Source organism: Arthrobacter sp. MYb224, from assembly GCF_002975455.1.
Taxonomy (GTDB): Bacteria; Actinomycetota; Actinomycetes; order Actinomycetales; family Micrococcaceae; genus Glutamicibacter.
Map to the genome: position 1 here is coordinate 114,511 of NZ_PCPU01000001.1, position 23,203 is coordinate 137,713.

The following is a 23,203-nucleotide window of genomic DNA, read 5'->3' on the forward strand; positions in this document are numbered from 1 at the left end:
CGATGACCATCATGGCCCCACGCAACAATCTGGTGCAACGCCTCAGCGCGGGCGGCAGCCGCTTCCGCGCGCTGACCCTAGGCTCCAAGATCTCCTTGGCATTCCTGGTCCTGGTGGGCCTGCTCGCGCTGCTGGCCCCGGTGCTCGCCCCGCACGATCCGCTAGCCACCGGCACCCCGGCCCAAGCCCCGGGGGCCGAACACCTCTTCGGCACCGACCGCCTGGGCCGCGATATCCTCTCCCGGCTGCTGCACGGCGCGCAGGCCTCGCTGCTGGTGGGCCTCGGCTCGGTGGCGCTGGCCCTGGTGCTCGGCGGGCTGCTCGGCGCCCTGGCCGCCACCAGCAGCAAGTGGGCCAACGAGACGATCATGCGCATTATGGACATGCTGATGGCCTTCCCGGGCATCGCCCTGGCCGCCGCGCTGCTGGCCTCGCTGGGCAACTCGCTGCCGGTGATCATCCTGTCGATCGCGATCATCTACACCCCGCAGATCGCCCGCGTGGTCCGCGCCAACGTGCTCGCCCAATGGGGCGAGGACTATGTGCGCGCCGAACGCGTGATCGGCGCCGGACGCTTCTTCATCCTCGGCACCCACGTGCTGCGCAATTGCGCCGCCCCGGTGATGGTCTTCGCCACCGTGATGGTCGCCGACGCGATCATCCTCGAAGCCTCGCTCTCCTTCCTCGGCGCGGGCATCCAGGACCCGGCCCCGAGCTGGGGCAATGTGATCTCCTACGGCCGCACCCTGGTGCTCAACGGCGCCTGGTGGGCCACCACCTTCGCCGGCCTGACCATCCTGCTCACCGTGCTGGCGCTGAATATCCTGGCCGAGGGCATGACCGACGCGCTGGTCAACGTGAAGGGCGCGGGCAAGCCGCGCGCGAAGAGCGCAGAGCGCTCGGCCGTGGCCAAGGCTGCCACCGACGAGCACGCCCACGAACGGCTGCGCCGCGAACTGGACCTGCTGGCGCGCACCGAATCCCAGCGCACCGACCGGCTCGTCTTGGATGAGACGGATCCGCGCACCATCCTGGAGGTCAAGAACCTCTCGATCCGCTTCCCGGACCGCTACGGGGATACGCAGATCGTGCAGGACGTGTCCTTCACCGTGCGCGAAGGCGAAACCATGGCGCTGGTCGGCGAGTCCGGCTGCGGCAAGTCGATCACCTCGCTGGCGATCATGGGCCTGCTCGGCCCCGGCGCGCAGCTGTCCGGATCGATCAGCTTCGAAGGCAGGGAACTGCTGCCGGCCACCGCAGATGGCGGCACGCTGGCCGGGGACGACAAGGTCTACAAGGGATTGCGCGGCGAGTCGATCGCGATGGTCTACCAGGACGCGCTCTCCAGCCTGAACCCCTCGATGCTCATCGGGGAGCAGCTGCGCCAGCTCACCCGCCGCGGCGGGCGCAAGAGCCCTGAAGAGCTGCTGGCGCTGGTGAAACTGGATCCGCGGCGCACCATGCGCTCCTACCCGCATGAGCTCTCCGGTGGGCAGCGCCAACGCGTGCTGATCGCCATGGCCCTCTCGCGCCGCCCGAAACTGGTGGTCTGCGACGAGCCGACCACCGCGCTGGACGTCACCGTGCAGAAGCAGGTGGTGGACCTGCTCAACGAGCTGCGCGAGCAGCTCGGCTTTGCGATGGTCTTCGTCAGCCACGATCTGGCGCTGGTGGCCTCGCTGGCCCACCGGGTCACCGTGATGTACGCCGGGCAGGTAATCGAGGCCGGCCCGATCCGCGCGGTGCTGGCCAACCCGCAGCATGAATACACCCGCGGCCTGCTCGGCGCGGTGCTCTCCATCGAATCGCAGGCCGAGCGCCTGCATCAGATTCCGGGCACCGTGCCCAGCCCGTACGACTTCGTGCCCGGGGACCGCTTCGCCGAACGCAGCCAGCGTGCCGACGCGGACCCGCACCGGGCCACCAGCTTCGTGCCGGTCGCCGAGAATCCCGAACACCGCTGGGCCAGCCACGAGGATGCAGGAGTTAACCGATGAGCACCGACAACGCACCTGTGATCGAGCTGCGCGGCATCCACGTGCACCACAAGATCCGCGGCGGCAAGCTGTTCTCCCCGCGGCTGATCAAAGCGGTCAACGGGGTGGACTTCTCCGTGGCCCGGGGCGAAACCGTGGGCATCGTCGGCGAATCGGGCTGCGGCAAGTCAACCCTCGCCTCGGTGCTGGTCGGCCTGCAGGAACCCACCGGCGGGCAGGTGCTCTTCGCCGGAAAGCCGGTGGGCAAGCGCAACGCCGCCGGGCGCAAGGCATTCGGCCGGGCCGTCGGGGTGGTCTTCCAGGACCCGGCCACCGCGCTGAACCCGCGCATGAGCATTATGGACACGCTCACCGACCCGTTGCGCGTGCACGGCATCGGCAACGCCGCCTCGCGCACCGCCCGCGCCCTGGAGCTGCTCTCCGTGGTCGGCTTGCCGGCCTCGGCCGCCACCGCCCTGCCCAGCCAGGTCTCCGGCGGGCAGCGCCAGCGCGTGGCCATCGCCCGGGCGCTGGCCCTGGAGCCGGAGGTAATCGTCGCGGATGAGCCCACCAGCGCGCTGGACGTCTCGGTGCGCGCCCAGGTGCTCAACCTGCTCACCGACCTGAAGGCGCAGCTGAACCTGGGCATGGTGTTCATCTCCCACGATATCCAGACCGTGCGCTACGTTTCGGACCGCATCTGCGTGATGAACTCCGGCGAGCTGGTCGAGGAAGGCACCGCCACACAGGTTTTCGACGCGCCGACCAACGAATACACCCGCACCCTGCTGGGCGCAGCGCCCTCGCTGCTCCAGCTCTAGGCACCCACAATTTCAGGGCCCGAAGAATTGGGCCCCAAGCAGAAGGATCAGTTACGTGGCATTTGTTAATAACCCGAAGTACAGCGGCGTCATCCCACCTGTAGTCACCCCGCGCTCGGCCGACGGCCAGCTCGACATCCCATCCCTGCAGCGCGTGGTCGAGCACCTGATCGCCGGGGGAGTCTCCGGGCTGTTCGTGCTCGGTTCCTCGGGCGAGGTGCCCTACCTGTCCAACGCCGAACGCGAGCAGGTGATGCGCGCCATCGTGGCCGCCAACTCCGGACGCGTGCCGATCCTGGCCGGCGCCAGCGAGCAGACCACCGTGCGCACCATCGAGGAAGGCGCGCGGTTGCTGGCCCTCGGCGCCGACGCGCTGGTGGTCACCACCCCCTTCTACGCGTTGAGCAACGCCGCGGAGATCGAGGCGCACTTCCGCGGGATCAAGGCCGCACTGAACGTGGACATCTTCGCCTACGACGTGCCGGTGCGCACCCATCACAAGCTGCCGCTGGAGGTGGCAATCCGCCTGGCCAACGACGGGGTGATCGTGGGCGTGAAGGATTCCTCGGGCGATGACGTGTCCTTCCGCCAGCTGCTGCTGGCCACCCGCGAGATCGAAGGCTTCTCGGTCTTCACCGGCCACGAGGTCGTCGTGGACGGCGCGCTGCTCGGCGGCGCCCACGGCGTCGTGCCGGGACTGGGCAACGTGGACCCGGCCGGCTACCGCCGCCTGTTCGAGTTGGCAGTGGCCGGCGACTGGGCCGGAGCCGCCGCCGAGCAGGACCGCCTCGCGGCCCTGTTCAACATCGTCTACACCCCGGATTCGGCCCGTGTTTCCGGCGGAGCCGCAGGCTTGGGCGCCTTCAAGACCGCGCTGGTCGAGCTCGGCGTGATCGCGGCGAACACCATGAGCGTGCCGATGGAAGCGCTGAACGCGCAGGAGGCCACCGCCATCCGCACCATCCTGAATGAAACCGGACTGCTCACCGCGGCGGCCAGCTAAGCATGAGCGAACGCCGCTTCGGCGCCGGCGCGGTGCTCGCCCTGGATGTGGGCGGCACTAAAATCGCCGGCGCCGTGCTGGATTCCCGCCGGCAGATCATCGCCACCGGCCAGGTGCCTACCCCCGCGAGCGCTGGAGCGCCGGCGGTGCTCGACGCGATGGCCGGGCTCGTGGCGCAGCTGCGCGGGAAGTCGAGCGAGGAAATTCTGGGCCTCGGCCTGGGCGCGGCCGGAGTCATCGACCCGGCGAACGCGCAGGTCGCCTCCGCCACCGATACCATCGCCGGGTGGGCTGGAACGGATTTGCGCACCGAGCTGCTGGCCCGCACCGGGCTGCCGGTCCGGGCGGTCAACGACGTGCACGCCCACGGGCTTGGCGAGGCCCGCGCCGGCGCCGGACGCGCGGCGAAGCAGGTCTTGCTGTTCGCGGTCGGCACCGGCATCGGCGGAGCGCACCTGGTCAACGGCCAATTGCTCTCCGGCGCGCACCATGTCGCAGGGCATATGGGGCACATCGACTCGCCGCTGGCGGCCGGGCTTCCCTGCTCCTGCGGCCGCACCGGACATGTCGAAGCCATCGCCTCGGGTCCGGCAATCCACCGCCACTATCTCCGCCTCGGCGGAGATGAAGGCGTCTTGGACACCCGCGAGCTGACGGTTCGCGCGGGACAAGGCGATGAGCTCGCCCGCCGTGCGCTGCATACCGGGGCCCTGGCCGCCGGCATGGCGCTGGCCTCGCTGGGCAACGTGCTGGATCCGGAGCTGATCATCGTCTCCGGCGGGATGGCTGGCGCCGGAGACCTTTGGTGGCAGGCGCTGCGTGCCGGCTATGCCGCCTCGGCCATCGACCCGCTGGCGCACACCGCAATTGTGCCCGCCCAACTGGGCAACGACGCAGCATTTTACGGGGCGGCCAGCTTATTCTGGCCGGCCAACGAGAGGAAGTAGCGACATGCTGCTCAGCAAGTCACAGCAAGAAGCCCTGCGCGGAGGTTTGATCGTCTCGGCGCAGGCCTATCCGGGCGAACCCATGCGCAACCCGCAGACCATGGCGCAGGTCGCCGCGTCCGCGGTGATCGGTGGGGCGGCCGCCGTCCGCGTGCAGGGAATCGCGGATATCCAATTCACCCGTGCGGCGGTCGAGGTGCCGGTGATCGGCTTATTCAAGGATGGCCATGAGGGCGTGTTCATCACCCCGACGATCCACCATGCCGTGGCCGTGGCCCAGGCAGGTGCGCACATCGTGGCGCTGGACGGCACGCGCCGCGAACGGCCCGATGGCAAGTCCCTGAAACAAACCATCACCGCGGTGCACGAACAAACCGGTGCACTGGTGATGGCCGACTGCGGGTCGCTCGACGACGCGTTGGAGGCCGCCGCGGCCGGCGCCGATCTGATCGGCACCACACTGGCCGGGTACACCGGCGAACGTGCCAAAACCGAGGGCCCGGACTTGGAGCTCCTCGCCTCGATTGCCTCCGCGGGGCTCGACCGGCCGCTGGTCGCCGAGGGACGCATCCACACCCCGGCGCAAGCCCGTGCCGCGCTGGATGCCGGAGCATTCTGCGTCGTGGTCGGTACCGCGATCACCCACCCGGCGAGCATCACCGGATGGTTCAACGCGGCGCTGCGCGCATAACAGGACAGCCTTCCGGCCAAGGACCTTTCGGAGCCAGAGAACTAGCCCTATCGCCGCGGCGAAGCGCGCGTAATCCTTGGACCGGAGGGCACGCGCACATCCGCGTGCCGCCTCGGAGACCGAGGCGCAACTTCGACGATAGATATTGAGGCATTCCACTCCCATGGAGGTGCCCAACCCTTGACGGCGGATCCAGCGTAAATTACTGCGCCATGAGGGAGTTGGCGGCAATTATGGCCGGAAGGTCGTTGCCCAGCCGCTCTAGGATGTAGCGCTCGTGCGGAACAACTTTGCCAGGCAGCTCGCAAAGGTCGAACCAAGTAAGCGCCGAGGTTTTGTGCGGCTCCATAATCTGAGGCACACCCGTCCACGTGGTGCATTCGAAGAAGAAATCGACTCGACCACCGGCGGTTTCGTTGCTGGACTGCGGCCGGTGGACGGTGGTGAGCGGCTGGAGCTGCATGGCATCCAGCTCGATCCCGAGTTCCTCACGCGTCTCACGAACCGCAGCTTGGATGGCCGACTCACCCGCTTCGACATGACCTGCGGCAGCGGTTGACCAGTAGCCGTCTAGATAGCCCGTGCCCTGCCTGCGCTGCAGAAGAACTCGATGCCTATCGCGAACGATTACGTAGCTTACTGGTGTGAGCGCATTCCTATAATTAATGTGAAATCACTGCCTCTGCGTGTTTAGTTCGTTGGCCACGGGGCTAACTAGCCGAAGGGGAGACGCTGGCAAACTTCGAGCAATTAAGTGTCCGCGTGGAGAATTTGGTTCACTCACCAATCGCGAGATTACCGGCCGCTTCATGGCTACGCCGTAACCGCTGAGCGTACTAGTGATTCAACTAATTAAACAGCTAGTTTGCCAGCCTCGTGAAGAGCCCGAGTGCAAATACCACCGTGAAGAACAGTGCGATCCAGAATGCGATGATGGACCAGTTGCTAAAAAACTTGTCCTCTTTCGAATGGGTTCGCTTCCGGTCCTGGCGTTCCCCGAGGTAAGTCCCAATAAATACCAGCGCCAAAAATAATGAAATAAGCGTTGGCGCTAGCATGGTCTTTCTCATTCCGGTAGGCTAAAAGGTGTTGCTGCTGATCTTAGCAGGAAGATCACTCGATACCGATGGGAGGTGAAAATGACTAAAAGCCTAGTGGATACCGACAAATCTCATATCGCATGCCCTGCTGGAACTCGATTTTTATTCATTCTCGCCCCTAGTTTGTCTATCGCTTTGACGCTGCTGGCTTATTGGCTGGCCAGCCCGTGGATTCCGGACCATGTGGCAATTCATGTCGGACCGGACGGGGTTGGCTACGGATCAGCATTGCGCATGTTCGTGACCTGTTGCATCATCGCGACGGTGGCATTCATCGTTGGAGGTGTCACCGCGAGGGGATTCTTCGTGTCTGGACACTGGTATCAGATTGAAAAATCGATCGTCGTGTGCACGGAATCATTCGCCTATGCAGTGCTTGGTGTTGGGCTTGGGTCAGTTATGAGCACCTTTGGACAAGAACCCAATGGTTCCAACGCCCAGAGTGCGGGTATCGGACTATTGTCGTTTGTGCTCGTTTTTATCGTCTTTGCCACCGTATACGTCCTAGCGCTTCCAAAAGGGCGCCTTGAAGAGCTCGACACCGCATAACTCACAACAGTTCTCGCGCACGCTCGTGAATGCGCTGAGGCGCGTTACTTAGCGGCCTGTGGCTGTGCTTCGGGCAGGACTACTTCAGTCAAGTTGCTTACTCTCGTTGATGCTTGGGCAGGTGGATGACCGGTGGTGTTGTATCTCGGACTACTCCGGTCGCTGGGGGGAGCCAGGGACCGGTAGGTCCGTCCGTCTCCGGTGTCCATCACGATGGAGTGCGGCAGGCACGGATCGACTTTTTCATACCATCCCGGCAGTTCCTTCGCCTTGTTGCACCGGATTGGGTGTCTCTTAAATTGTGTGTCTTCGGGCTATTTTCGGAGTAATGGCCCTGTTGCGTCATGTCAATACCTCCGGGAACTCTGATACGTTGCGTCAGATGAAAACGTCCGGGAAACAGGTTTCTCATGATGAAGCCTTTCTCGCCTACCGGGCCGAGGACCCGGACTTAGATATCGACAATCGCTCAAGGCTGCCGGTCAACCCAAAGATCTGCTGCGACAACGCCATGACCCGTATCTTCTTGAACTGCCCGTTCATCCGAATCACTGGCATCTTCTTCACTTCCGGATGCGCTACCGCACGCTGGTGAGCAGTCGCCGGCCGGACATGCACCTTGATGCCCTTGGCCCCTTTGCGAGTCTTGTGCAGCAGCTTCTGCTGCGGCAGAAGATAGTTTGTGAAGGTCCGGTCCAGCTCCCAAATCTGATTCAGCAATACCAGCTCTTCGGGACTGTCATAGCGCTGGTAACCCGCGAGCTCACGAACCCGAGGCCAGTTCTTCTGTTCCACGTGCGCCCCGTCGTTCTTGTTCCCTGACCGGGAGCGGGAGCGGGTGGAGCAGAATTCGCCTTGGCTGTTGCCGCCTTCATGGCCCACCAAATCGATCTCGACAAATCCGGGTACCGCGTCATCCCATTCGGCCCACGTGCGAATGGGAATTTGGGACTTGAGCAGCGAGCCAGGCTTGGTATGGGACCTGCCATGAAGGATCATCTTCCGGCGTTCGTTAGCCAGTCGCCGGTCGATGGTTGACGCGCTCATCTTGATCAGCAGAGCGGCTTGATCGTCAGTGACGTCCAGGGCTTTCTCGGCGCGCAGCATCGGCACCAGAGGCGGCATGGAAGCCGTCAGCAGTTTCGACGCTGGGCCACGCAGGACGGCCCAGCACAGGATCAGGCCGGGTTGCAGGTCGGCCGGGTAGGTCGGTTTCCTGCCTGCTCTGATGATCCGTGATTTGGCGGGTTTCAGTGCTTCTCGCAGGGCGCAGCGGGCGTAGTCGCGGTGCCAGCCGGTGATTTCGACCAGTTCATCCAGGATCCGTGTTTTCCCGGCTTTAGCGCCGAGTCGGTAGCTGTTCGCGAGTTGTTTGGTGACTTGTTTGAGTGCGCTCATTGTCAGTCCCATGCTGCTGAGCAGATACCCGCAGAGTCCGAGAAGCAAGAGGTACTTTGACGGAGGTTTATTACGAGTCAACGCGCCCACTAGAAAATCTAGGTAGAAATCTATATAGTTTTCATATGACTACTTTGAGTATCACCGAAGCATCACGCGCGGGACTTTCTGCGCTTGTCGCCGCCGCCGAAGAAGGCCGGGATACCCCTTTGTCGCGCCATGGCAAGGTTGTGGCCGAAGTCGTTTCCGCCAAGGAAATCGCTCAGCTGCGCCATGACCGTGACACCCTCCGCGATGCTGCGCTGGTGATGGCACGCTTTGCCACCGATAGCGGCGTACGCACGACTCTTGACCAAGCGATGGAATTCTTTGATTTGAACCGCGCAGAGCTTGAGGCGGAAAATGCCGAAGAAGCCCAGTCTGATAATTCGTGAATCAGCCTCAAGACCGCCTGTGCATCGTCCGGCTAACTGATGACGCAGTATCTGATTTGTACCGTCTTCACAACAAGGATCCGCAGATCGTGCGATCCGTGTTCAAGAAGATGCTGCTGCTCGAAAAATCTCCTGAGGCTGGCGAGCCTTTGCTCGGTGCGCTAGTCGGTTTTCGCAAGTTGGTCGTTGGCGATCGCGACTGGAGAATCGTATGGCGCATTACCGAAGACGCATCCGGCCGCCTAATTCTTGATATTTCTGAGGTCTGGGCTGTTGGCGCCCGTTCGGATGGCGAAGTTTACGATGAGCTCACCTCACGGGTCGCACGCATGGGCGATGACCCGAAGATTCAATCGCTCAAAGACGTCATTGTCCAGATGGGACGGCTCTACGAATCCGTTGAAGCCACACCTGAACCCGCACGGGGATCTGTCCTGCCCGAGTGGATGGAAGCTGCGCTCATAGAACAACTTCATCTGTCCGCACAAGAGATTTCAGGACTGAGCGAACAGCAAGCCCAGCAAAGACTCATGCAGCATTGGTCCCGTAACGCTGAGAGCTAACCCATCCGCCGGCACCGCCGAGCTCAACGGCAACCGCTTGGTTCCGTATGGCAGCTCAGCCAAGAAGAAGAGGGGCAACTTTCCGCTGGAGTGTAGGGGGTAATTAAAGCCTTCCGATCTTCGAGACAGGGGAGCGTGCAGGCGCCAAGCCTATGGCGCAGGAAGGGATGCCGCGGAATTTGATGCCGGCGCTGAAGAAGCGTTTGCTCTCGGCAAGAGATCGCATCCGGATTTGCTGAAGCAAGCATCGCCGAGTTGGAGCGGATTGCCATCAAGGCATTAAATGCCGGATTCGATTTATCCTGGGGCGAGCGTCATGGCTTTGGGAGCTACGAGCGGATCCCTTGCCGCGTTACTTTCGGCACTCGTCTTGAAGTCCTTCCAGTGCTCGACAAGGGATCCTCAGATTATTGTAAGACTCCTATTTCACTTGGTAGTGTTCATTCTAATGAATGGGCTTTAGGGTCTGGTAGGCGAAAGGGCGCCGTGGCGGAACAGAAGAAGACGTACAGCAGAAATTGGGCTATCGGAAGCATCGTCGGGTTGCTGGTCTTGGCGCTGAGTGCTTGCGGGTGGATGTACAGCGTGCAAGGCCGATTACCTGCAAAGCTTGCGGTTCATTGGAACGGCAGGGGGGAGGTCGACGAGTTTGCCACGCTCGCCAATGTGGCCATATCGACCGTGCTGCTGACGGTGTTTGTTGGCGTTGCCATATGCTGGTCGGCGATTTTGCTGCGTGCGCATTCGCTCATGCTTGCACGCATCGGACTGGGCTTCGGCGTAGCCTTGAGTTCGATGGTTGCCGGTCTGTTCCTCGCCCTCGTAGCCGGCCAAATCGATCGCGTGACCGCAGAACATGCTGCGTTTTCCAGCCCGGTGATTGCCGGAGCCATTGTCGCTTCCGTCCTGGCAGGATTTGCAACCGCTATGGCCTACCGTCCCGAGGAGATCGTGCGCGAGCAAAGCGTGGAAGCTGTTCGGGCCGATGAACTAGCCAATGATCCGGATTCCTTGGCATCAAGAACCCAGGAGGAGCGCGCTGCGCACCGCGTAGTCCACGAAATCCCGTTGCGGGTGACGCCGCTGCGCTATCTGCTGGTGGCGTTTGCGCTGCTGGCGGTGCTTGTCGGCTGGTATATGGATCAGTTTTACATCGTCTTTTCCTCGATTGTCGCGGGAGCCATCTGCTGGATCTTTTTCGCCGGGACCTTTGTGGTTGATTCGGCGGGAACCCGGTTCGTGGCCTCCGGCTTTTGGAAGGTTATGAAGCTGGACTATGCCGGCATCAAAGGCGTTCATATCAAAGACATCAAGGCGTTGGACTTCGGAGGCTGGGGATACCGATCGGATATTTCGGATAGGGGATTCATCACCGGCGATGGTCCCGCGGTGCTGATCGATATGGGCTACCACCAGCAGCACGTCATCTCCATGCCCGACGTCAAAACTGCAATCGAAACCGCCGCGCTGATCAATGCCTACCGGGCGCTGGAAGCGGCGAAGAGCAGCAACTAGGCGGGCCCTGGACTATTTCAAAAGCTCTTGCAGAGCGTCACGCTGCTCGCGTTGCGCAGAATTGCTGCTGGAACGTCTCGATTTTCCGCAGGCAGGCCGGTGGTAGCCAGGGGCTCCGTTCTAGCCCCGCAGCTGGAAAGCCTTGCGGTATTCCGCCGGGGCCACTCCCTTGATCGCCCGGAATCTCTGGCGGAAGGAGACGGGTGTCGCATAGCCGACCGCCCGTGCGATCTCGGCAATGGAGTTGGTGCTGTCCTCCAGCAATTGGCTGGCCTCATCGACGCGCCACCGCATCACCCATTGCTGCGGTGTGGTTCCCGTTTCCGCAGCGAAGCGTCGAAGAAAGGTCCGTTCGGACATGCAGGCGCGCCTGGCATAGTCAGCGGCGGTTCGGGATTGGCTTGGATCTTCTTGCAACAGGCTGCGCACGGCGTGAAGTGCTTGCCCATCGGCATCCTTGAGGGCTACCGGAGTGCGGACGAATTGTGCCTGCCCTCCGGCGCGGTGCGGTGCCATCACCATGGAACGAGAAACCGTTGTGGCGATCTTTCCGCCGCACAACTGGCGGATCAAGTGGATGCTCAAATCGATGCCCGCGGCCACGCCGGCCGATGTCCAGACGCGATTGCCGCCGACGAAGAGCGCCGAGGGGTCCACATCGACCTGCGGAAATCGTTGGGCGAATTCATCGGCCAAGGCCCAGTGCGTGGTTGCGCTCTGTCCATCCAACAGGCCGGCCTCCGCCAAGACGAAGGCGCCCGAGCAGAGCGATGCGACGGTCGCCCCACGTTGGTGCGCTTCGCTGATGGTTCGCAGGTATTTGGCATCTGGAATGCTGCGGGCGTTGCCTAACCCGGGGATCAGCAACACGTCCGCATGTGCTGCCCACTCGAGGGATCCATTCGCGGCGCAGGTAGCCCCGTCGGTCAGCTCTACGAGCCCCGATTCAGCGGAGCATCGACGAAGCTCCAGATCCAAGGGCGGCGACGAGATTCGTTCGGTTGCCCAGGTCTCGGAGACGATGGCGACGTCAAAAAGTCTAGATCCTGGCATGAGCAAAAGGGCTACGGTGAGCATCACCCAATTATATGGCGGTAAATCATCGAACAGTGTCAAAACTGCCGCTCACGGTAGGCGCCTTTCCGGCGGCAAAGTAGTAACCATGAATGAAATCAACATCGACCAATCCGCGCCATCGGCACATCCTGCACTGGTAATGATCGACGTGCAACAAACTTTCGACTGCGCCGAGCACTGGGGGAGGCGAAACAACCCCGAGGCCGAAATGAATATGCAAAGGCTGCTCGCCTGCTGGCAAGAGCGCGGTTTGCCGATCGTCATCGTCACCCACACTTCCAAGCTCATCGGTTCAACGTTCCACCCGCAGCACGAGACGTCGAAGCTGAAGCCGTTCCTGGCACATGTCGTTCCGAGCGTCAGGATCACTAAAACCGTGAATTCTTCGTTCTACGGCACCCCGGATCTGGCAAGTTGGCTCACCGGGCAGAACATCAGCCACATCGTCCTGTGCGGCATACAAACCAATATGTGCGTGGAGACCACGGCGCGGATGGCCGGAAACCTGGGCTTCAACACGCAGGTGGCCATCGATGCCTGCCATACCTTCGATCTCGCAGGTGACGATGGCTTGAAGATTAGCGCCGAACAGCTCACGCAGGTGAGCGCCACCAACTTATCGGGCGGCGGGTTCGCCTCGGTCGAGTCGACCGCGTCGATCATCGGGCGGCTATGACTTCTGCTCAGCAGAAAACCTGAGCAGCTGTGGTGCCCGGCGCCGGGCGGGCGTAGCATGTGGACTTGCGCCATACGAAACCCGAAGGGATTGCGCCATGCCACGGATCAAGAAGTTCGACCATGTGGGAATCACCGTCGCCGATCTGGATGCGGTGACCAAATTTTTTGTGAGCCTGGGGATGCACGTCGCCGGGCGCGTGGACGGGATGGAGGGCGAGTTTCTGGAAACCGTCTGCGGGATCCCCGGATCGCGCACCAATGTGGTGATGCTGCTGGCCGAGGACGGTGCCGCGGGGATCGAGCTGTCCAGCTTCGAACGGCCCGACCACGGGCCCGGACAGCCGGAGGCGATGGCCAACGAACTGGGCATCCGCAACGTCGCCTTTGAGGTGGAGGACCTGCGCGGCATGGTCGCCGGGCTGCAGGCCGAGGGGTATGAGCTGGTTGGCGGCATCGGCGAGTACCAGGACAGCTGGCAGATGGCCTACGTGCGCGGGCCCGAGGGGATCCTGGTTGCGCTCGCGCAGCCGATTTAAACACAGCAGCCCGCCGGCGGAGCAATCCGCCGGCGGGCCTGCTTGAGCAGCTAGGCCTTGGCCTTCTTCAGTGATTTCTCGCTGACCGGGGCCTGGTCGCTGGCGCGCAGCTTGGCGAAGTACGCCATCGCCTCATCCTGGCGTTCGGCTTCGATGCCGCTGGAGATCTCCGCGCGCAGGTGCTCCTGGGTGTAGCCGAAGGCGTCGACCAGCTCCTGGGCGTGCGGGCGCAGGCGGGCGAGCAGCCGGTTGATGTAGCCCGGCAGGGTGCGTGCGCGCTGCATGGACAGCCGGCCGTGCCCCAGGAACCAGCCCAGATCGTCTTCGATCACGCTCAGCGCGAAGACGTCGCGCAGCCAGGTGAGCACCTCGCGGGTCGGCTCGTCGGAGATCTTCTCCAGCGCGGCGGTGAACGCCTCCCAGCGCAGCAGCTCGCCGTGCGCGCGGGCGGCGGCGATGAGCAGCTCCTGGTTCTCGTTGAAGGCGTTGGCGGCCTTGAGCTTGTCCTTGCCGGCGGCGCGCAGCGCGGTGGCCACCTCGGCCACCTTCGCGTTGATCCGGTCGGTGAGCAGTTCGCGCTGGTTCTCCGGATCCTTGAAGAAGTTCGCGCTCTTGCGCTCATCGGAGATGTCCACGAAGGCCTGGCCGACGCTGCGCAGCCCCGAGCGGTGCAGCGCGGTGGTGCCCACCTGCTTGGCCACGTAGCGGGCCATCGCCCCGGTATCGAGCTTGCGGAATTCCGCGGCGTAGTCGGTGAGCAGGCGCTTGCCCACCAGCTGCAGCAGCACGTTGTTATCGCCCTCGAAGGTCACGTAGACGTCCAGGTCCGCGCGCAGCTGGGTGAAGCGGTTCTTGGCGATGAAGCCGGCGCCGCCGCAGGCCTCGCGGGCCTCCTGGATGGTGTCCAGCGCATCCCAGGTGCTCAGCGACTTGAGCGCCGCGGCCAGGGTTTCCAGGTCCTGGCGGTCCTCGTCGGTGTCCTCGCGGCCGGAGAAGACCGCGTCGAACTTGTCCAGCAGCTCGTCGTGGGCGAAGCTGGCCGCGTAGGTGCGTGCCAACCGGGGCAGCAGCCGGCGCTGGTGGCGCTGGTAGTCCAGCAGCGTGGTCTCCTCGGTGTCCGAGACGCTGTTGAACTGGCGGCGCTGGTTGCCGTAGGTCACCGCGATCTGCAGGGCCATCTTCGCCGCGCCGGTGGCCGCGCCGTCCAGCGAGACGCGGCCCTGGACCAGGGTGCCGAGCATCGTGAAGAAGCGCCGGCCCGGGGAGGAGATCGGGGAGCTGTAGCTGCCGTCGGCGGCCACGTCGCCGTAGCGGTTGAGCAGGTTGCCGCGCGGGATGCGCACCTGGGTGAAGTGCAGCCGGCCGTTGTCGATGCCGTTCAGCCCGCCCTTGAGCCCGTCATCCTCGCCGCCGATGCCGTCCAGGAACTCGCCGTTGGCGTCGCGGATCGGCACGTAGAAGCAGTGCACCCCGTGGTTGACGCCGTTGGTGATCAACTGGGCGAACACGGTGGCGGCGGTGCCGTGCAGCGCGGCGTTGCCCAAAAATTCCTTCCAGGCCGCGGCGAAGGGGGTGTGGATGATGAATTCTTCGCTGTCCGGATCATAGGTGGCGGTGGTGGCCACCGCGGCGACGTCCGAGCCGTGGCCGATCTCGGTCATCGCGAAGGCGCCGGGAACCTCGAGGTTCATCGCGCCGGGCAGCCACTTGGCGTGGTGCTCGGCGGTGCCCAGGTGCAGGATGGCGCCGGCGAACAACCCCCACTGCACCCCGGCCTTGATCTGCAGCGAGGGGTCCGCGGCGACGAGTTCCTCGAAGGCGGCGATGGATCCGCCGTGGTCATCCTGCCCACCGAATTCCTTCGGGAAGGCGCGCTGCACGGCCTGCTGCTCGACGAGGATCTTCAGCTGGCCGAGCACCTGCTCGCGGTGCTCATCCATGGACCAGGCGGGGTCGCGCTGCAGCTTCGGGTCCGCGGCGCGGGCCCGGGAGGCCTTGCGGATCTCGGCGTAGGGGCCGAGCAGCTGTTCGGCGAGGGCTTGGACATTGATGCTGGTCATAAGTGGGGCCTTTCGAATGCTAGGAGCGGGAGTTGGTGGAGATGCCGTGGGTGAGCCAGCCGCTCAGCGCCTCGGCAAGTTCGTTCAGGCTCGGCTTGCCCGGCGCCTCGGGCTGGCGCAGCCAGAGTTCCCCGGCGGAGCGGATCATGCCCAGCGCCGCGCGCGGCCAAAGCGCCGTGGCGCTGGAGGGGGCGAGCGTGTGCGCGGCGAAGTGCGCGCTGAGCCGTTCGTTCATCAGCGAGGTGACCTCGTCGAAGAAGGCGTTCAGCGCCCCGGTGGAGCCGGTGGCCGCGCGATCCGGGGCGGTGAGCACATCCGGGGTCTGCGCGGTGACGAAGAAGTACAGGTTCGGACTGCCCTTGGCCAATTCCAAATAAGCGGTGACCATCGCGCGCAGCGCCCCGGCCTCGTCGCCCTCGGCGAGCCCGGCGGCGATGATGGAGTCGCGGAAGTCGGAGATGACCACGGCGCCCAGCGCCTGGCGCAGGCCCTCCTTGTCGCCGAAGTAGCGGTAGTACACCGGCTTGGAGGTTTTGGCGTGCGCCGCGATCTCCTCCATGGAGACCTGCGGGCCGAGCTTGTGCACCGCCTTACGGGCGAGCTTGAGCAGCTCCTCGTGGCGTTGGCTGCGGTGCGCCTGCCAGCGGGCCGAACGCCCGTCGGTAGCCGAGTCGATATCTGGGGTGATCTTGTTCACGTAACCCAGAGTATCATGTACTCTTGGTTACAGTAATACTTCTCACAACCCTAGGAGTTCCTTCATGGCCGACCAGCCAGTGCGCAATGCAGTCATCATCGGTGGCAACCGCATTCCCTTCGCCCGTTCGAACACCGCCTACGTCAACGTCTCGAACCAGGACATGTTCACCGCAGCACTGGAAGGCCTGGTGGCCCGCTTCGGCCTGCAGGGTGCGCGCCTGGGCGCCGTGGCCGGCGGCGCGGTGCTCAAGCACTCCAAGGACTTCAACCTGGTCCGCGAGTCGGTGCTCGGCAGCTCGCTGGACGCCGCCACCCCGGCCTACGACGTGCAGATGGCCTGCGCCACCGGCATGGAGGCCATCGGCTCGCTGGCCAACAAGATCAAGCTCGGCCAGCTCGACTCGGCCATCGGCGGCGGGGTGGACACCACCAGTGACGCGCCGATCGTCGTCTCCGAGGGGCTGCGCGCGGTGCTGCTGGAACTCTCCCGCGCGCGCAGCACCAAGGCCAAGCTCACCGCCCTGTCCAAGCTGCGCCCGGCGCATCTGGCCCCCTCGGCTCCGGGCACCGGCGAGCCGCGCACCGGGCTGTCCATGGGCGAGCACCAGGCGATCACCACCCACGCCTGGGGCATCACCCGGGCGGAACAGGACGAGCTGGCGCTGGCCAGCCACCAGAATCTGGCCGCCGCCTACGAGCGCGGCTTCTTCGATGACCTGCTCACCGCGTTCAACGGCCTGGCCAGGGACAATAACCTGCGGCCCGACTCGAGCATGGAAAAGCTGGCCAAGCTCAAGCCGGCCTTCGGCAAAACCCTGGGCGAGGAGGCGACGATGACCGCGGCGAACTCCACCCCGCTGACCGACGGCGCCTCCGCGGTGCTGCTGGGCAGCGAAGAGTTCGCGGCGGACAACGACCTGCCGATGCTGGCGAACTTCGTGGACTTCGAGGCCGCCGCGGTGGACTTCGTGCACGGCGCCGAGGGGCTGCTGATGGCCCCGGCCTACGCCACCGCCCGGCTGCTGGAGCGCAATGACCTCACCCTGGCCGACTTCGACTTCGTCGAAATCCACGAGGCCTTCGCCGGCACCGTGCTCGCCACGCTGAAGGCCTGGGAATCGGAGGAGTTCTGCCGCGAAAAGCTCGGGCTGGATGCGCCGCTGGGCTCCATCGACCGGGCTAAGCTGAACGTCAACGGCTCCTCGCTGGCCGCCGGGCACCCGTTCGCCGCCACCGGCGGACGGCTGATCGCCAGCACCGCGAAAATGCTGCATGAAAAGGGGTCGGGGCGCGCACTGATTTCGGTGTGCGCCGCCGGCGGACAGGGCGTAGTGGCAATCTTGGAGGCACGAAGCTAAATGGCAGATAAGTACCTGGAACTAGTTAATAGCGGAATGACCAAGAAGCTGGCCAAGCTGCTCGGGCTGCCCCGTCCGCCGCGGCTGCGCCGCTACACCCCGGACACCGCGCTGCTGCCCGGCCCGGTGCTGGTGCTCGGCGCCTCCGCACGCGCCCAACAGCTGTGCGACACCCTGGTCTCCTGGGGGCTGGACGTACGCCGGCACGACGCGGGGCAGAGCAAACTCGGCGGGATCGTGCTGCTGCTCGATGAGCTCACCGACCCCGAACAGCTCTCGGAGCTGATGCTGAGTACCGGCGCCGCGCTGCGCCAGCTGGTCCCCGGGGCGCGCCTGGTCTCCTTCTCCCGTCCCGCGCTGGCCGAGAATGCTCCCGCGGTGGCCGCGGTGCGCCAGGGCATCGATGGGGTCATCCGTTCGCTCGGACGCGAAATGCGCGCCGGGGCCACGGCCAACGGCATCGTGCTGGAAAACGAAACCCAGCTGGACAGCCCGAGCGCGCTGGGCGCGCTGCGCTTCTTCTTCTCCGGGCGCAGCGCCTATGTGGACGGCCAATTCTTGGGCGTGCGGACCGCGCAGGGGGAGCTTCCGGCAGATTTCCGGGCACCGCTGAGCGGCAAGGTCGCGGTGGTCACCGGCGCCGCCCGCGGCATCGGCGCGGACATCGCCCGCACGCTGGCCCGCGATGGGGCGCAGGTGGTGCTGGTGGATATGCCGGCCGCCGGGGATGCGCTGGCCAAGGTGGCCAACGAGGTCGGCGGCACCACCTTGCAGCTGGATGTCACCGCCACGGACGCCGGGGCGCGGATCCTGGATCACGCCCTGTCCCGCCACGGCGAGCTGGATCTGGTGGTGCACAACGCCGGCATCACCCGGGACAAGCTGCTGGCGAATATGGACGCCGGGCGCTGGGACTCGGTGATCGCGGTGAACATCTCCGCCCAGCTGCGCATGAACGAGGTCTTCCTCGCCGCGAAGCTGCCGGGTCTGCGCGTGGTCTCGCTGGCCTCCACCTCCGGGATCGCCGGCAACCGCGGGCAGACGAACTATGCGGCGAGCAAGGCCGGGGTGATCGGCATGGTGCGCGCCAGCGCGGGGCTGTTCGCCGAGCACGGCGGCTCGATCGCCGCGGTGGCCCCCGGGTTCATCGAAACCGAGATGACCGCGAAGATCCCGCTGGGCACCCGCACGGTGGCGCGCCTGGTGCTGCCCTCGCTGATGCAGGGCGGATTGCCGGTGGACGTGGCCGAGGCCATCGCCTTCCTCGGCTCCGACGCGGCGGCCGGGCTGAACGGTTCGACCTTGCGCGTCTGCGGCCAGTCGCTGGTGGGTGCCTAGATGGGCGCCGAGCTAGTCACCGAAATCCCGACTATGGCCGCGGTCTATGCCCGGGCGGTGAAAACCCTCACGCGCAAGCCGAAAAATCCGGTGCTGCCCGAGGTGACGCTGATCTTCCAAGGTGCCCGAGCGGATCAAGAAAAACTCACCGCCTACCGCCAGGCGGTGAGCGCGCCGGTCAACGGCAAGCTTCCGAGCCTGTATGTGCACTCGCTGGCCTTCCCGCTGGCGATGTCGCTGATGCTGCGCGGTGACTTCCCGCTGCCGCTGCTGGGCATGATCCACCTGGGCAACCAGGTCTCGGTCACCGAGCCGCTGGGCCAGGAGGAGGTCTTCGACGTCGAGGTGAATGCCGAGAACCTGGTGGCCCACGCCAAGGGGGCCTGCTGCGATCTGGTGGTGAAGATCGTGGTCGCCGGGGAAACCCGGCTCACGCTGCGCAGCACCTTTCTGGCCAAGGGCGTCAGGCTGGGCGGAGAAACTCCGGCTAAGGCCCATGAGCCCTTTGTGCCGCCGCAACGCACCGCCGCCTGGAAACTGGACGGCGGCACCGGACGGCGCTGGGCCGCGGTGGCGGGGGACTACAACCCGATTCACCTCAGCCCGCTGAGCGCCAAGGCCTTGGGCATGCCCGGGGCCATCGCGCACGGCATCTACCTGGCCGCCCGCGCGCTGGCGGCGATCGAGCCCGCCAGCGGGAACTACGAGTGGGAGATCGAATTCCATACTCCGGTGGTGCTGCCGGCCGTCGTGGACTTGGCCTTTGCGCCCAGCGCCACGGGGTTCGCGGTGCAGGGCTGGAATCCGCGCAGGGGCAAGCCGCACTTCGAGCTGCGGCTGACCCGCGAGGTCTAGCGCCCGCTGGCGGCGGGCCCTAGCCGGGAAAGGCCTGTAATGCCATAATGTGCGTATGAATGCAGATAAGAGAGTTTGTTCGCTGCAGGTCGACAGCCAGTATGTGGAACTCGCGGTAGAGGTCTTCTCCATGCTCGCCGACGCCACCCGGGTACGGATCATCCTGGCCCTGCGCGAAGGTGAAATGGCGGTGGGCGCGCTGGCCGGCATCGTGGGCAAATCCCCGGCTGCGGTCTCCCAGCATCTGGCCAAGATGCGGCTGGCCCGGATGGTTTCCACCCGCCAGGACGGCACCAAGGTGCTGTACCGGCTGGAGAACGAGCATGCCAGGAAGCTGGTGGCCGACGCGATCTACCAGGCCGAGCATGCCCTGGGCGGCGTGCCCGCGCACCACCGCGGCGAGCGAGCTACGCCGTGAACGCCACCGCTGACCACGTGCACACGCACCGCACCGGTTTCAAGGGGTGGCTGATCGAGCTGTTCATGCCGCATAGCCACGATGCCGCCGATTCCATCGACGACGCCATGGAGGCCAACCGGGAGGGCATCCGCGCGCTGAAGCTGAGCATGGTGATCCTGCTGGCCACCACGGTGCTGCAGGTGATCGTGGTGGTCTTCAGCGGGTCCGTGGCGCTTCTGGCCGACACCATCCACAACTTCTCCGATGCGCTGACCGCCGTGCCGCTGTGGATCGCGTTCATTCTGGGCCGCAAGGCGGCGGGCAAGCGCTATACCTACGGCTACGGGCGGGCCGAGGACCTGGCTGGGCTGTTCATCGTGCTGGTCATTGCGCTGTCCGCGGTGCTCGCCGCCTGGCATTCGATCGAGCGGCTGGTCAACCCGCAGCCGCTGCAGAACCTGTGGTGGGTGCTCGCCGCGGGGGTGATCGGCTTCGCCGGCAATGAGCTGGTGGCGGTCTACCGGATCCGGGTCGGGCAGAAGATCGGCTCGGCCGCGCTGGTGGCCGACGGGGTGCATGCGCGCACCGACGGCTTCACCTCCCTGGCCGTGGTCTTCGGCGCGGTGGGCGTGATGCTCGGCTTCCCGCTGGCCGATCCGGTCATCGGCCTGCTGATTTCCGCGGCGATCCTGGTGCTGCTCGCCGGGACGGTCAAAAGCATCGGCCGGCGGCTGATGGACGGCATCGAGCCCGAACTGGTTTCCCGCGCGCAGACCGCGCTGGCGGGCGCTCCCGGGGTGCTGGAAGTCGCGCGGCTGCAATTGCGTTGGGTGGGGCACCGGCTGCAGGGCAGCTCAACGATCCTCGTCGCCGACGCGCCACTCTCGCAGATCCAAGGGATCACCGCCGAGGCCGAGCTCCGTTTAGCCGCGGCGCTGCCCAAGCTCGAGGACATGGTGATCACCGCGTCCACCGGCGAGCCGCGGCGCTGAACCGCTTAGGAACGGCATTGGCAGGACATGCGGTAACTGGCCAGCGTGGACACCGCGGCCCGCTCCCAGGTGAATTCGCCCGAATGCTCCAGGGCCGCATGCCCGGCCCGGGTCACCCGCGCCGGATTGCGGGCCAGTTCGATCAGCTGCTGCGCCCACAGTTGTGCCGAGGGTTCGGGAATCAGCCAGCCCGAAACCCCATCGTCCACCGCGTAGCCCAATCCGCCGACCCGATTGGCCAGCACCGGAGTGCCGCAGGCCTGCGCCTCGGCGGCGACCAGCCCGAAGGTCTCCGAAAGCGATGGCACGGCGACCACATCGGCGTTGGCGAAAACCGCTGCCAGTTCGGCCGGCTGCAGCGGACCGAAGAAGCTCAAGCGCTCGGCGACGCCTTCGCGGCGGCCCAGGGCGGGCAGGTCGTATTCGCCGCCGCCGGACAGCGCGCCGAAGAGCGAGGCGGTAATGCGCAGCTCGGGTGCGCTGCGCTGGGCAATGCCCAGCGCCTCGATGAGCAGGTGCGCCCCCTTCAGCCGCTGCATGCGCCCGGCATAGACCAGATGCAGGTCATCCTCGCCCAGGGGGCGGGCAAGCTTGTCCTGCTCCGGGTGGAAAATGCGGTGGTCGACCCCCGGGAGCACCACGTCGAGCCGCTCGCGTTCGAGCCGGTAGAAGCGCTCGAGCTGGGCGGCCTCGACGGGGGTATTGGCGATCACCCGGTCGGCCTGGGCCAGCAATGCCCGCTCGGATTCCTTGCGCAGCTCCGGCTCGGGTAGTCCGGACTCGAACTCCTTGGCCGCCGCCGAGGTGTGCATGGTGAGCACCAGCGGCACCTGCCAGGCTGCGGCAAGCTGCCGCCCGACCAGGCCCGAAAGCCAATAGTGCGCGTGCACGATGTCGATCTTCAGCTCGCTCAAATGAGCGGCGATCCGCTCGGCGGCCGCATCGATGATACCCGGCAGTTCGTCCTTGCTCAGCACCTGGCCGGCGGCGACCTGCACCTGATGCATCCACACGCCCGGGGTTACTTCGGCGCTGCTGCTTGGCTCGGCGGTGCGGGTGAGCATATGCACCTCGTGCCCCAGCGCACCGAGGGCATAGGAGAGATTCTGGATGTAGACGTTCATGCCTCCGGCGTCTCCGGACCCGGGCTGCTGCATGGGGGAGGTGTGCAGGGAGAGCATGGCGATGCGCATGAAAAGAGGCTCCAGCCGGATCGGGGATAAGACCGTAGGACAAATGAGGGTCGAGTCGATATTACCAATAGCCGCGATGGGTTGGTTCGGCCTGGCTCGGCGTGCAGCGGATTGGTGGACGGGCAGGCGGTGCAACCAGAACGCCCACGCGTATAAGGCTGCTACCGGTCGACTAGATAATGAAGGGCGATGAGCCGATTCCAGCAACTTTTCGCTCAACTGCGTGCCCACCTAGCGAGTTCTGGAGAGTTAACCTTGGATTCGGTCAGCATTCAAGGGTCGGTATGTCCGGTCAAATGAAACGAATGCCCCGTACGAATTCGATCGCGATATCGAAGCGCTGATGGTTTAGGCAGCGCCGGGCATGCCATAGCAACTGGGCTGGCCGTGCAAAGGATGGTGCAAACTTCGGGCCCAACGTGGAAGCTAGTCGCCGTCGTCCAATTCGATAACACTTGCCACGGTCACGCTCGCAATGTCGACGCCGGTCAGGTCGGCCACCACCGAACGTGCCATATACGGCACTTCCTCCCAGGTTTTTGCCTGAGTCAAAGCGCCTTCAACGTCGGGAACGCTGACCGCATAAATGTCGTCGGCGTGTACGTACCGAACTTCAATCTCCATGACCAAAGTATGACCCTAGCGGGCAGGTGAAACAAGGACGGATTGGCCAAATGAGCGCGGTGAATTTTTAGGGTTTGCAACTGAACTATTGCAGCGCGATTGGAGCCATCCTGCCGCATTGGTTTCAGTGGAAAATGAAAACTCTCGTGAACCAAATGTAACAAGGCTTTTTGTGCTGAACCGGAATGTTTGGGACCAGCCGCGATTGTTGAAGTGGACGTCCGTGGCATTTATGCAGCTACTTCCGAAACGTGAACGCGACGCTGCCGGCTATTTCCCGCACCGAGCCCATGACCACGCAGACGAACTGAACCTTATCGTTGAATCGAACGTGCCGGGAGTCCGCAAAAAGTTATTCGAGGGCTACCTGGACTTCCTAGACGCCTAGCAGGGTTT

At 64.7% G+C, this 23,203-nt stretch carries 24 protein-coding genes; 17 read left to right on the forward strand and 7 right to left on the reverse strand.

Annotated elements, in window-relative coordinates; translation table 11 throughout:
- Positions 1-2: 2 nt before the first annotated feature.
- Genes CQ017_RS00560 through CQ017_RS00580 form a run of 5 tightly spaced genes read left to right on the forward strand, consistent with a single transcriptional unit; the run spans position 3 to position 5,438 of the window.
- Entirely contained in the window at positions 3-1,997 is a 1,995-nt protein-coding gene (locus CQ017_RS00560) for a dipeptide/oligopeptide/nickel ABC transporter permease/ATP-binding protein (protein WP_219843890.1), read from the forward strand.
- The gene (locus CQ017_RS00565; protein WP_105552080.1) at positions 1,994-2,797 is read left to right on the forward strand and encodes an ABC transporter ATP-binding protein; all 804 of its coding nucleotides are present in this window, start codon (positions 1,994-1,996) and stop codon (positions 2,795-2,797) included. Before CQ017_RS00560 ends, CQ017_RS00565 begins: the two co-directional genes overlap by 4 nt.
- A gap of 55 nt (positions 2,798-2,852) precedes the next feature.
- Positions 2,853-3,800: a dihydrodipicolinate synthase family protein gene (locus CQ017_RS00570; RefSeq protein WP_105552081.1), complete on the forward strand. Its 948-nt coding sequence runs from the start codon at positions 2,853-2,855 to the stop codon at positions 3,798-3,800.
- A gap of 2 nt (positions 3,801-3,802) precedes the next feature.
- Entirely contained in the window at positions 3,803-4,747 is a 945-nt protein-coding gene (locus CQ017_RS00575) for an ROK family protein (RefSeq protein ID WP_219843891.1), read from the forward strand.
- Positions 4,748-4,751: 4 nt separating this feature from the next.
- The gene (locus CQ017_RS00580) at positions 4,752-5,438 is read left to right on the forward strand and encodes an N-acetylmannosamine-6-phosphate 2-epimerase (protein ID WP_105552082.1); all 687 of its coding nucleotides are present in this window, start codon (positions 4,752-4,754) and stop codon (positions 5,436-5,438) included.
- A 202-nt stretch (positions 5,439-5,640) separates the two neighbouring features.
- Here the strand turns inward: CQ017_RS00580 and CQ017_RS00585 are convergent, their stop codons facing one another.
- Positions 5,641-6,105, reverse strand: a complete 465-nt coding sequence (locus CQ017_RS00585) for an NUDIX domain-containing protein (RefSeq protein ID WP_105552083.1) — start codon at positions 6,103-6,105, stop codon at positions 5,641-5,643.
- A 472-nt stretch (positions 6,106-6,577) separates the two neighbouring features.
- On the opposite strand from CQ017_RS00585, the gene CQ017_RS00595 reads away from it, so the two are divergent.
- A complete protein-coding gene (locus tag CQ017_RS00595; protein ID WP_146112396.1) occupies positions 6,578-7,087 on the forward strand; it encodes a hypothetical protein in 510 nt (169 codons plus the stop codon).
- Between the two features lie 429 nt (positions 7,088-7,516).
- On the opposite strand, the gene CQ017_RS00600 is transcribed toward CQ017_RS00595, so the two are convergent.
- Positions 7,517-8,485, reverse strand: a complete 969-nt coding sequence (locus CQ017_RS00600; protein WP_105552086.1) for an integrase — start codon at positions 8,483-8,485, stop codon at positions 7,517-7,519.
- Between the two features lie 125 nt (positions 8,486-8,610).
- Between CQ017_RS00600 and CQ017_RS00605 the strand changes: the two genes are divergently transcribed.
- The 3 genes from CQ017_RS00605 to CQ017_RS00615 all read left to right on the forward strand — a co-directional run bounded on the left by CQ017_RS00605 (position 8,611) and on the right by CQ017_RS00615 (position 10,997).
- Complete coding sequence (locus tag CQ017_RS00605; RefSeq protein WP_105552087.1) at positions 8,611-8,919, forward strand: type II toxin-antitoxin system Phd/YefM family antitoxin; 309 nt, start codon at positions 8,611-8,613, stop codon at positions 8,917-8,919.
- Positions 8,916-9,482, forward strand: coding sequence for a type II toxin-antitoxin system RelE/ParE family toxin (locus CQ017_RS00610; RefSeq protein WP_219843892.1), 567 nt, complete (start codon positions 8,916-8,918; stop codon positions 9,480-9,482). Before CQ017_RS00605 ends, CQ017_RS00610 begins: the two co-directional genes overlap by 4 nt.
- Positions 9,483-9,737: 255 nt before the next feature.
- Entirely contained in the window at positions 9,738-10,997 is a 1,260-nt protein-coding gene (locus CQ017_RS00615) for a DUF1648 domain-containing protein (protein ID WP_146112397.1), read from the forward strand.
- 120 nt (positions 10,998-11,117) lie between these two features.
- Here the strand turns inward: CQ017_RS00615 and CQ017_RS00620 are convergent, their stop codons facing one another.
- On the reverse strand, positions 11,118-12,074 hold the full coding sequence (locus CQ017_RS00620; RefSeq protein WP_105552089.1) for a GlxA family transcriptional regulator: 957 nt from the start codon (positions 12,072-12,074) through the stop codon (positions 11,118-11,120).
- Between CQ017_RS00620 and CQ017_RS00625 the strand changes: the two genes are divergently transcribed.
- Positions 12,067-12,750 carry a cysteine hydrolase family protein gene (locus tag CQ017_RS00625; protein WP_258133439.1) on the forward strand — a complete coding sequence of 228 codons (684 nt, stop codon included), beginning with the start codon at positions 12,067-12,069 and terminating at the stop codon, positions 12,748-12,750. The genes CQ017_RS00620 and CQ017_RS00625 overlap by 8 nt on opposite strands.
- Positions 12,751-12,847: 97 nt before the next feature.
- Positions 12,848-13,288, forward strand: a complete 441-nt coding sequence (locus CQ017_RS00630; protein WP_105552091.1) for a VOC family protein — start codon at positions 12,848-12,850, stop codon at positions 13,286-13,288.
- Positions 13,289-13,338: 50 nt separating this feature from the next.
- On the opposite strand, the gene CQ017_RS00635 is transcribed toward CQ017_RS00630, so the two are convergent.
- Both CQ017_RS00635 and CQ017_RS00640 read right to left on the reverse strand, forming a co-directional pair.
- A complete protein-coding gene (locus tag CQ017_RS00635; protein ID WP_105552092.1) occupies positions 13,339-15,348 on the reverse strand; it encodes an acyl-CoA dehydrogenase in 2,010 nt (669 codons plus the stop codon).
- Between the two features lie 19 nt (positions 15,349-15,367).
- Complete coding sequence (locus CQ017_RS00640; protein ID WP_105552093.1) at positions 15,368-16,045, reverse strand: TetR/AcrR family transcriptional regulator; 678 nt, start codon at positions 16,043-16,045, stop codon at positions 15,368-15,370.
- Positions 16,046-16,109: 64 nt separating this feature from the next.
- Between CQ017_RS00640 and CQ017_RS00645 the strand changes: the two genes are divergently transcribed.
- From CQ017_RS00645 to CQ017_RS00665, 5 genes are read left to right on the forward strand one after another with little or no spacing between them, the layout of a single operon-like run.
- Complete coding sequence (locus CQ017_RS00645) at positions 16,110-17,405, forward strand: acetyl-CoA C-acetyltransferase (RefSeq protein ID WP_105552094.1); 1,296 nt, start codon at positions 16,110-16,112, stop codon at positions 17,403-17,405.
- Positions 17,406-18,743, forward strand: coding sequence for a 3-oxoacyl-ACP reductase (locus CQ017_RS00650; protein ID WP_105552095.1), 1,338 nt, complete (start codon positions 17,406-17,408; stop codon positions 18,741-18,743).
- Positions 18,744-19,598, forward strand: a complete 855-nt coding sequence (locus CQ017_RS00655) for a MaoC/PaaZ C-terminal domain-containing protein (protein WP_105552096.1) — start codon at positions 18,744-18,746, stop codon at positions 19,596-19,598. It abuts the gene before it with no gap.
- Positions 19,599-19,653: 55 nt separating this feature from the next.
- Positions 19,654-20,016 (forward strand): metalloregulator ArsR/SmtB family transcription factor, encoded by a 363-nt coding sequence (locus CQ017_RS00660; RefSeq protein WP_105552097.1) that lies wholly within the window; start codon positions 19,654-19,656, stop codon positions 20,014-20,016.
- Positions 20,013-20,990: a cation diffusion facilitator family transporter gene (locus CQ017_RS00665; RefSeq protein WP_308729548.1), complete on the forward strand. Its 978-nt coding sequence runs from the start codon at positions 20,013-20,015 to the stop codon at positions 20,988-20,990. Before CQ017_RS00660 ends, CQ017_RS00665 begins: the two co-directional genes overlap by 4 nt.
- 5 nt (positions 20,991-20,995) lie before the next feature.
- On the opposite strand, the gene CQ017_RS00670 is transcribed toward CQ017_RS00665, so the two are convergent.
- Entirely contained in the window at positions 20,996-22,183 is a 1,188-nt protein-coding gene (locus CQ017_RS00670; protein ID WP_105552098.1) for a glycosyltransferase, read from the reverse strand.
- 426 nt (positions 22,184-22,609) lie between these two features.
- Positions 22,610-22,807, reverse strand: coding sequence for a type II toxin-antitoxin system HicB family antitoxin (locus tag CQ017_RS17785; RefSeq protein WP_105719010.1), 198 nt, complete (start codon positions 22,805-22,807; stop codon positions 22,610-22,612).
- 223 nt (positions 22,808-23,030) lie between these two features.
- On the opposite strand from CQ017_RS17785, the gene CQ017_RS17995 reads away from it, so the two are divergent.
- Positions 23,031-23,195, forward strand: a complete 165-nt coding sequence (locus CQ017_RS17995; protein WP_181148250.1) for a hypothetical protein — start codon at positions 23,031-23,033, stop codon at positions 23,193-23,195.
- Positions 23,196-23,203 lie beyond the last annotated feature (8 nt).

Coding starts and splice junctions, on each gene's coding strand:
- CQ017_RS00560 (WP_219843890.1), top strand. CDS start 3: ATGACCATCATGGCCCCACGCAACAATCTGGTGCAACGCCTCAGCGCG.
- CQ017_RS00565 (WP_105552080.1), top strand. CDS start 1,994: ATGAGCACCGACAACGCACCTGTGATCGAGCTGCGCGGCATCCACGTG.
- CQ017_RS00575 (WP_219843891.1), top strand. CDS start 3,803: ATGAGCGAACGCCGCTTCGGCGCCGGCGCGGTGCTCGCCCTGGATGTG.
- CQ017_RS00580 (WP_105552082.1), top strand. CDS start 4,752: ATGCTGCTCAGCAAGTCACAGCAAGAAGCCCTGCGCGGAGGTTTGATC.
- CQ017_RS00595 (WP_146112396.1), top strand. CDS start 6,578: ATGACTAAAAGCCTAGTGGATACCGACAAATCTCATATCGCATGCCCT.
- CQ017_RS00600 (WP_105552086.1), bottom strand. CDS start 8,485: ATGAGCGCACTCAAACAAGTCACCAAACAACTCGCGAACAGCTACCGA.
- CQ017_RS00605 (WP_105552087.1), top strand. CDS start 8,611: ATGACTACTTTGAGTATCACCGAAGCATCACGCGCGGGACTTTCTGCG.
- CQ017_RS00620 (WP_105552089.1), bottom strand. CDS start 12,074: ATGCTCACCGTAGCCCTTTTGCTCATGCCAGGATCTAGACTTTTTGAC.
- CQ017_RS00630 (WP_105552091.1), top strand. CDS start 12,848: ATGCCACGGATCAAGAAGTTCGACCATGTGGGAATCACCGTCGCCGAT.
- CQ017_RS00635 (WP_105552092.1), bottom strand. CDS start 15,348: ATGACCAGCATCAATGTCCAAGCCCTCGCCGAACAGCTGCTCGGCCCC.
- CQ017_RS00645 (WP_105552094.1), top strand. CDS start 16,110: ATGGCCGACCAGCCAGTGCGCAATGCAGTCATCATCGGTGGCAACCGC.
- CQ017_RS00650 (WP_105552095.1), top strand. CDS start 17,406: ATGGCAGATAAGTACCTGGAACTAGTTAATAGCGGAATGACCAAGAAG.
- CQ017_RS00655 (WP_105552096.1), top strand. CDS start 18,744: ATGGGCGCCGAGCTAGTCACCGAAATCCCGACTATGGCCGCGGTCTAT.
- CQ017_RS00660 (WP_105552097.1), top strand. CDS start 19,654: ATGAATGCAGATAAGAGAGTTTGTTCGCTGCAGGTCGACAGCCAGTAT.
- CQ017_RS00670 (WP_105552098.1), bottom strand. CDS start 22,183: ATGCGCATCGCCATGCTCTCCCTGCACACCTCCCCCATGCAGCAGCCC.
- CQ017_RS17785 (WP_105719010.1), bottom strand. CDS start 22,807: ATGGAGATTGAAGTTCGGTACGTACACGCCGACGACATTTATGCGGTC.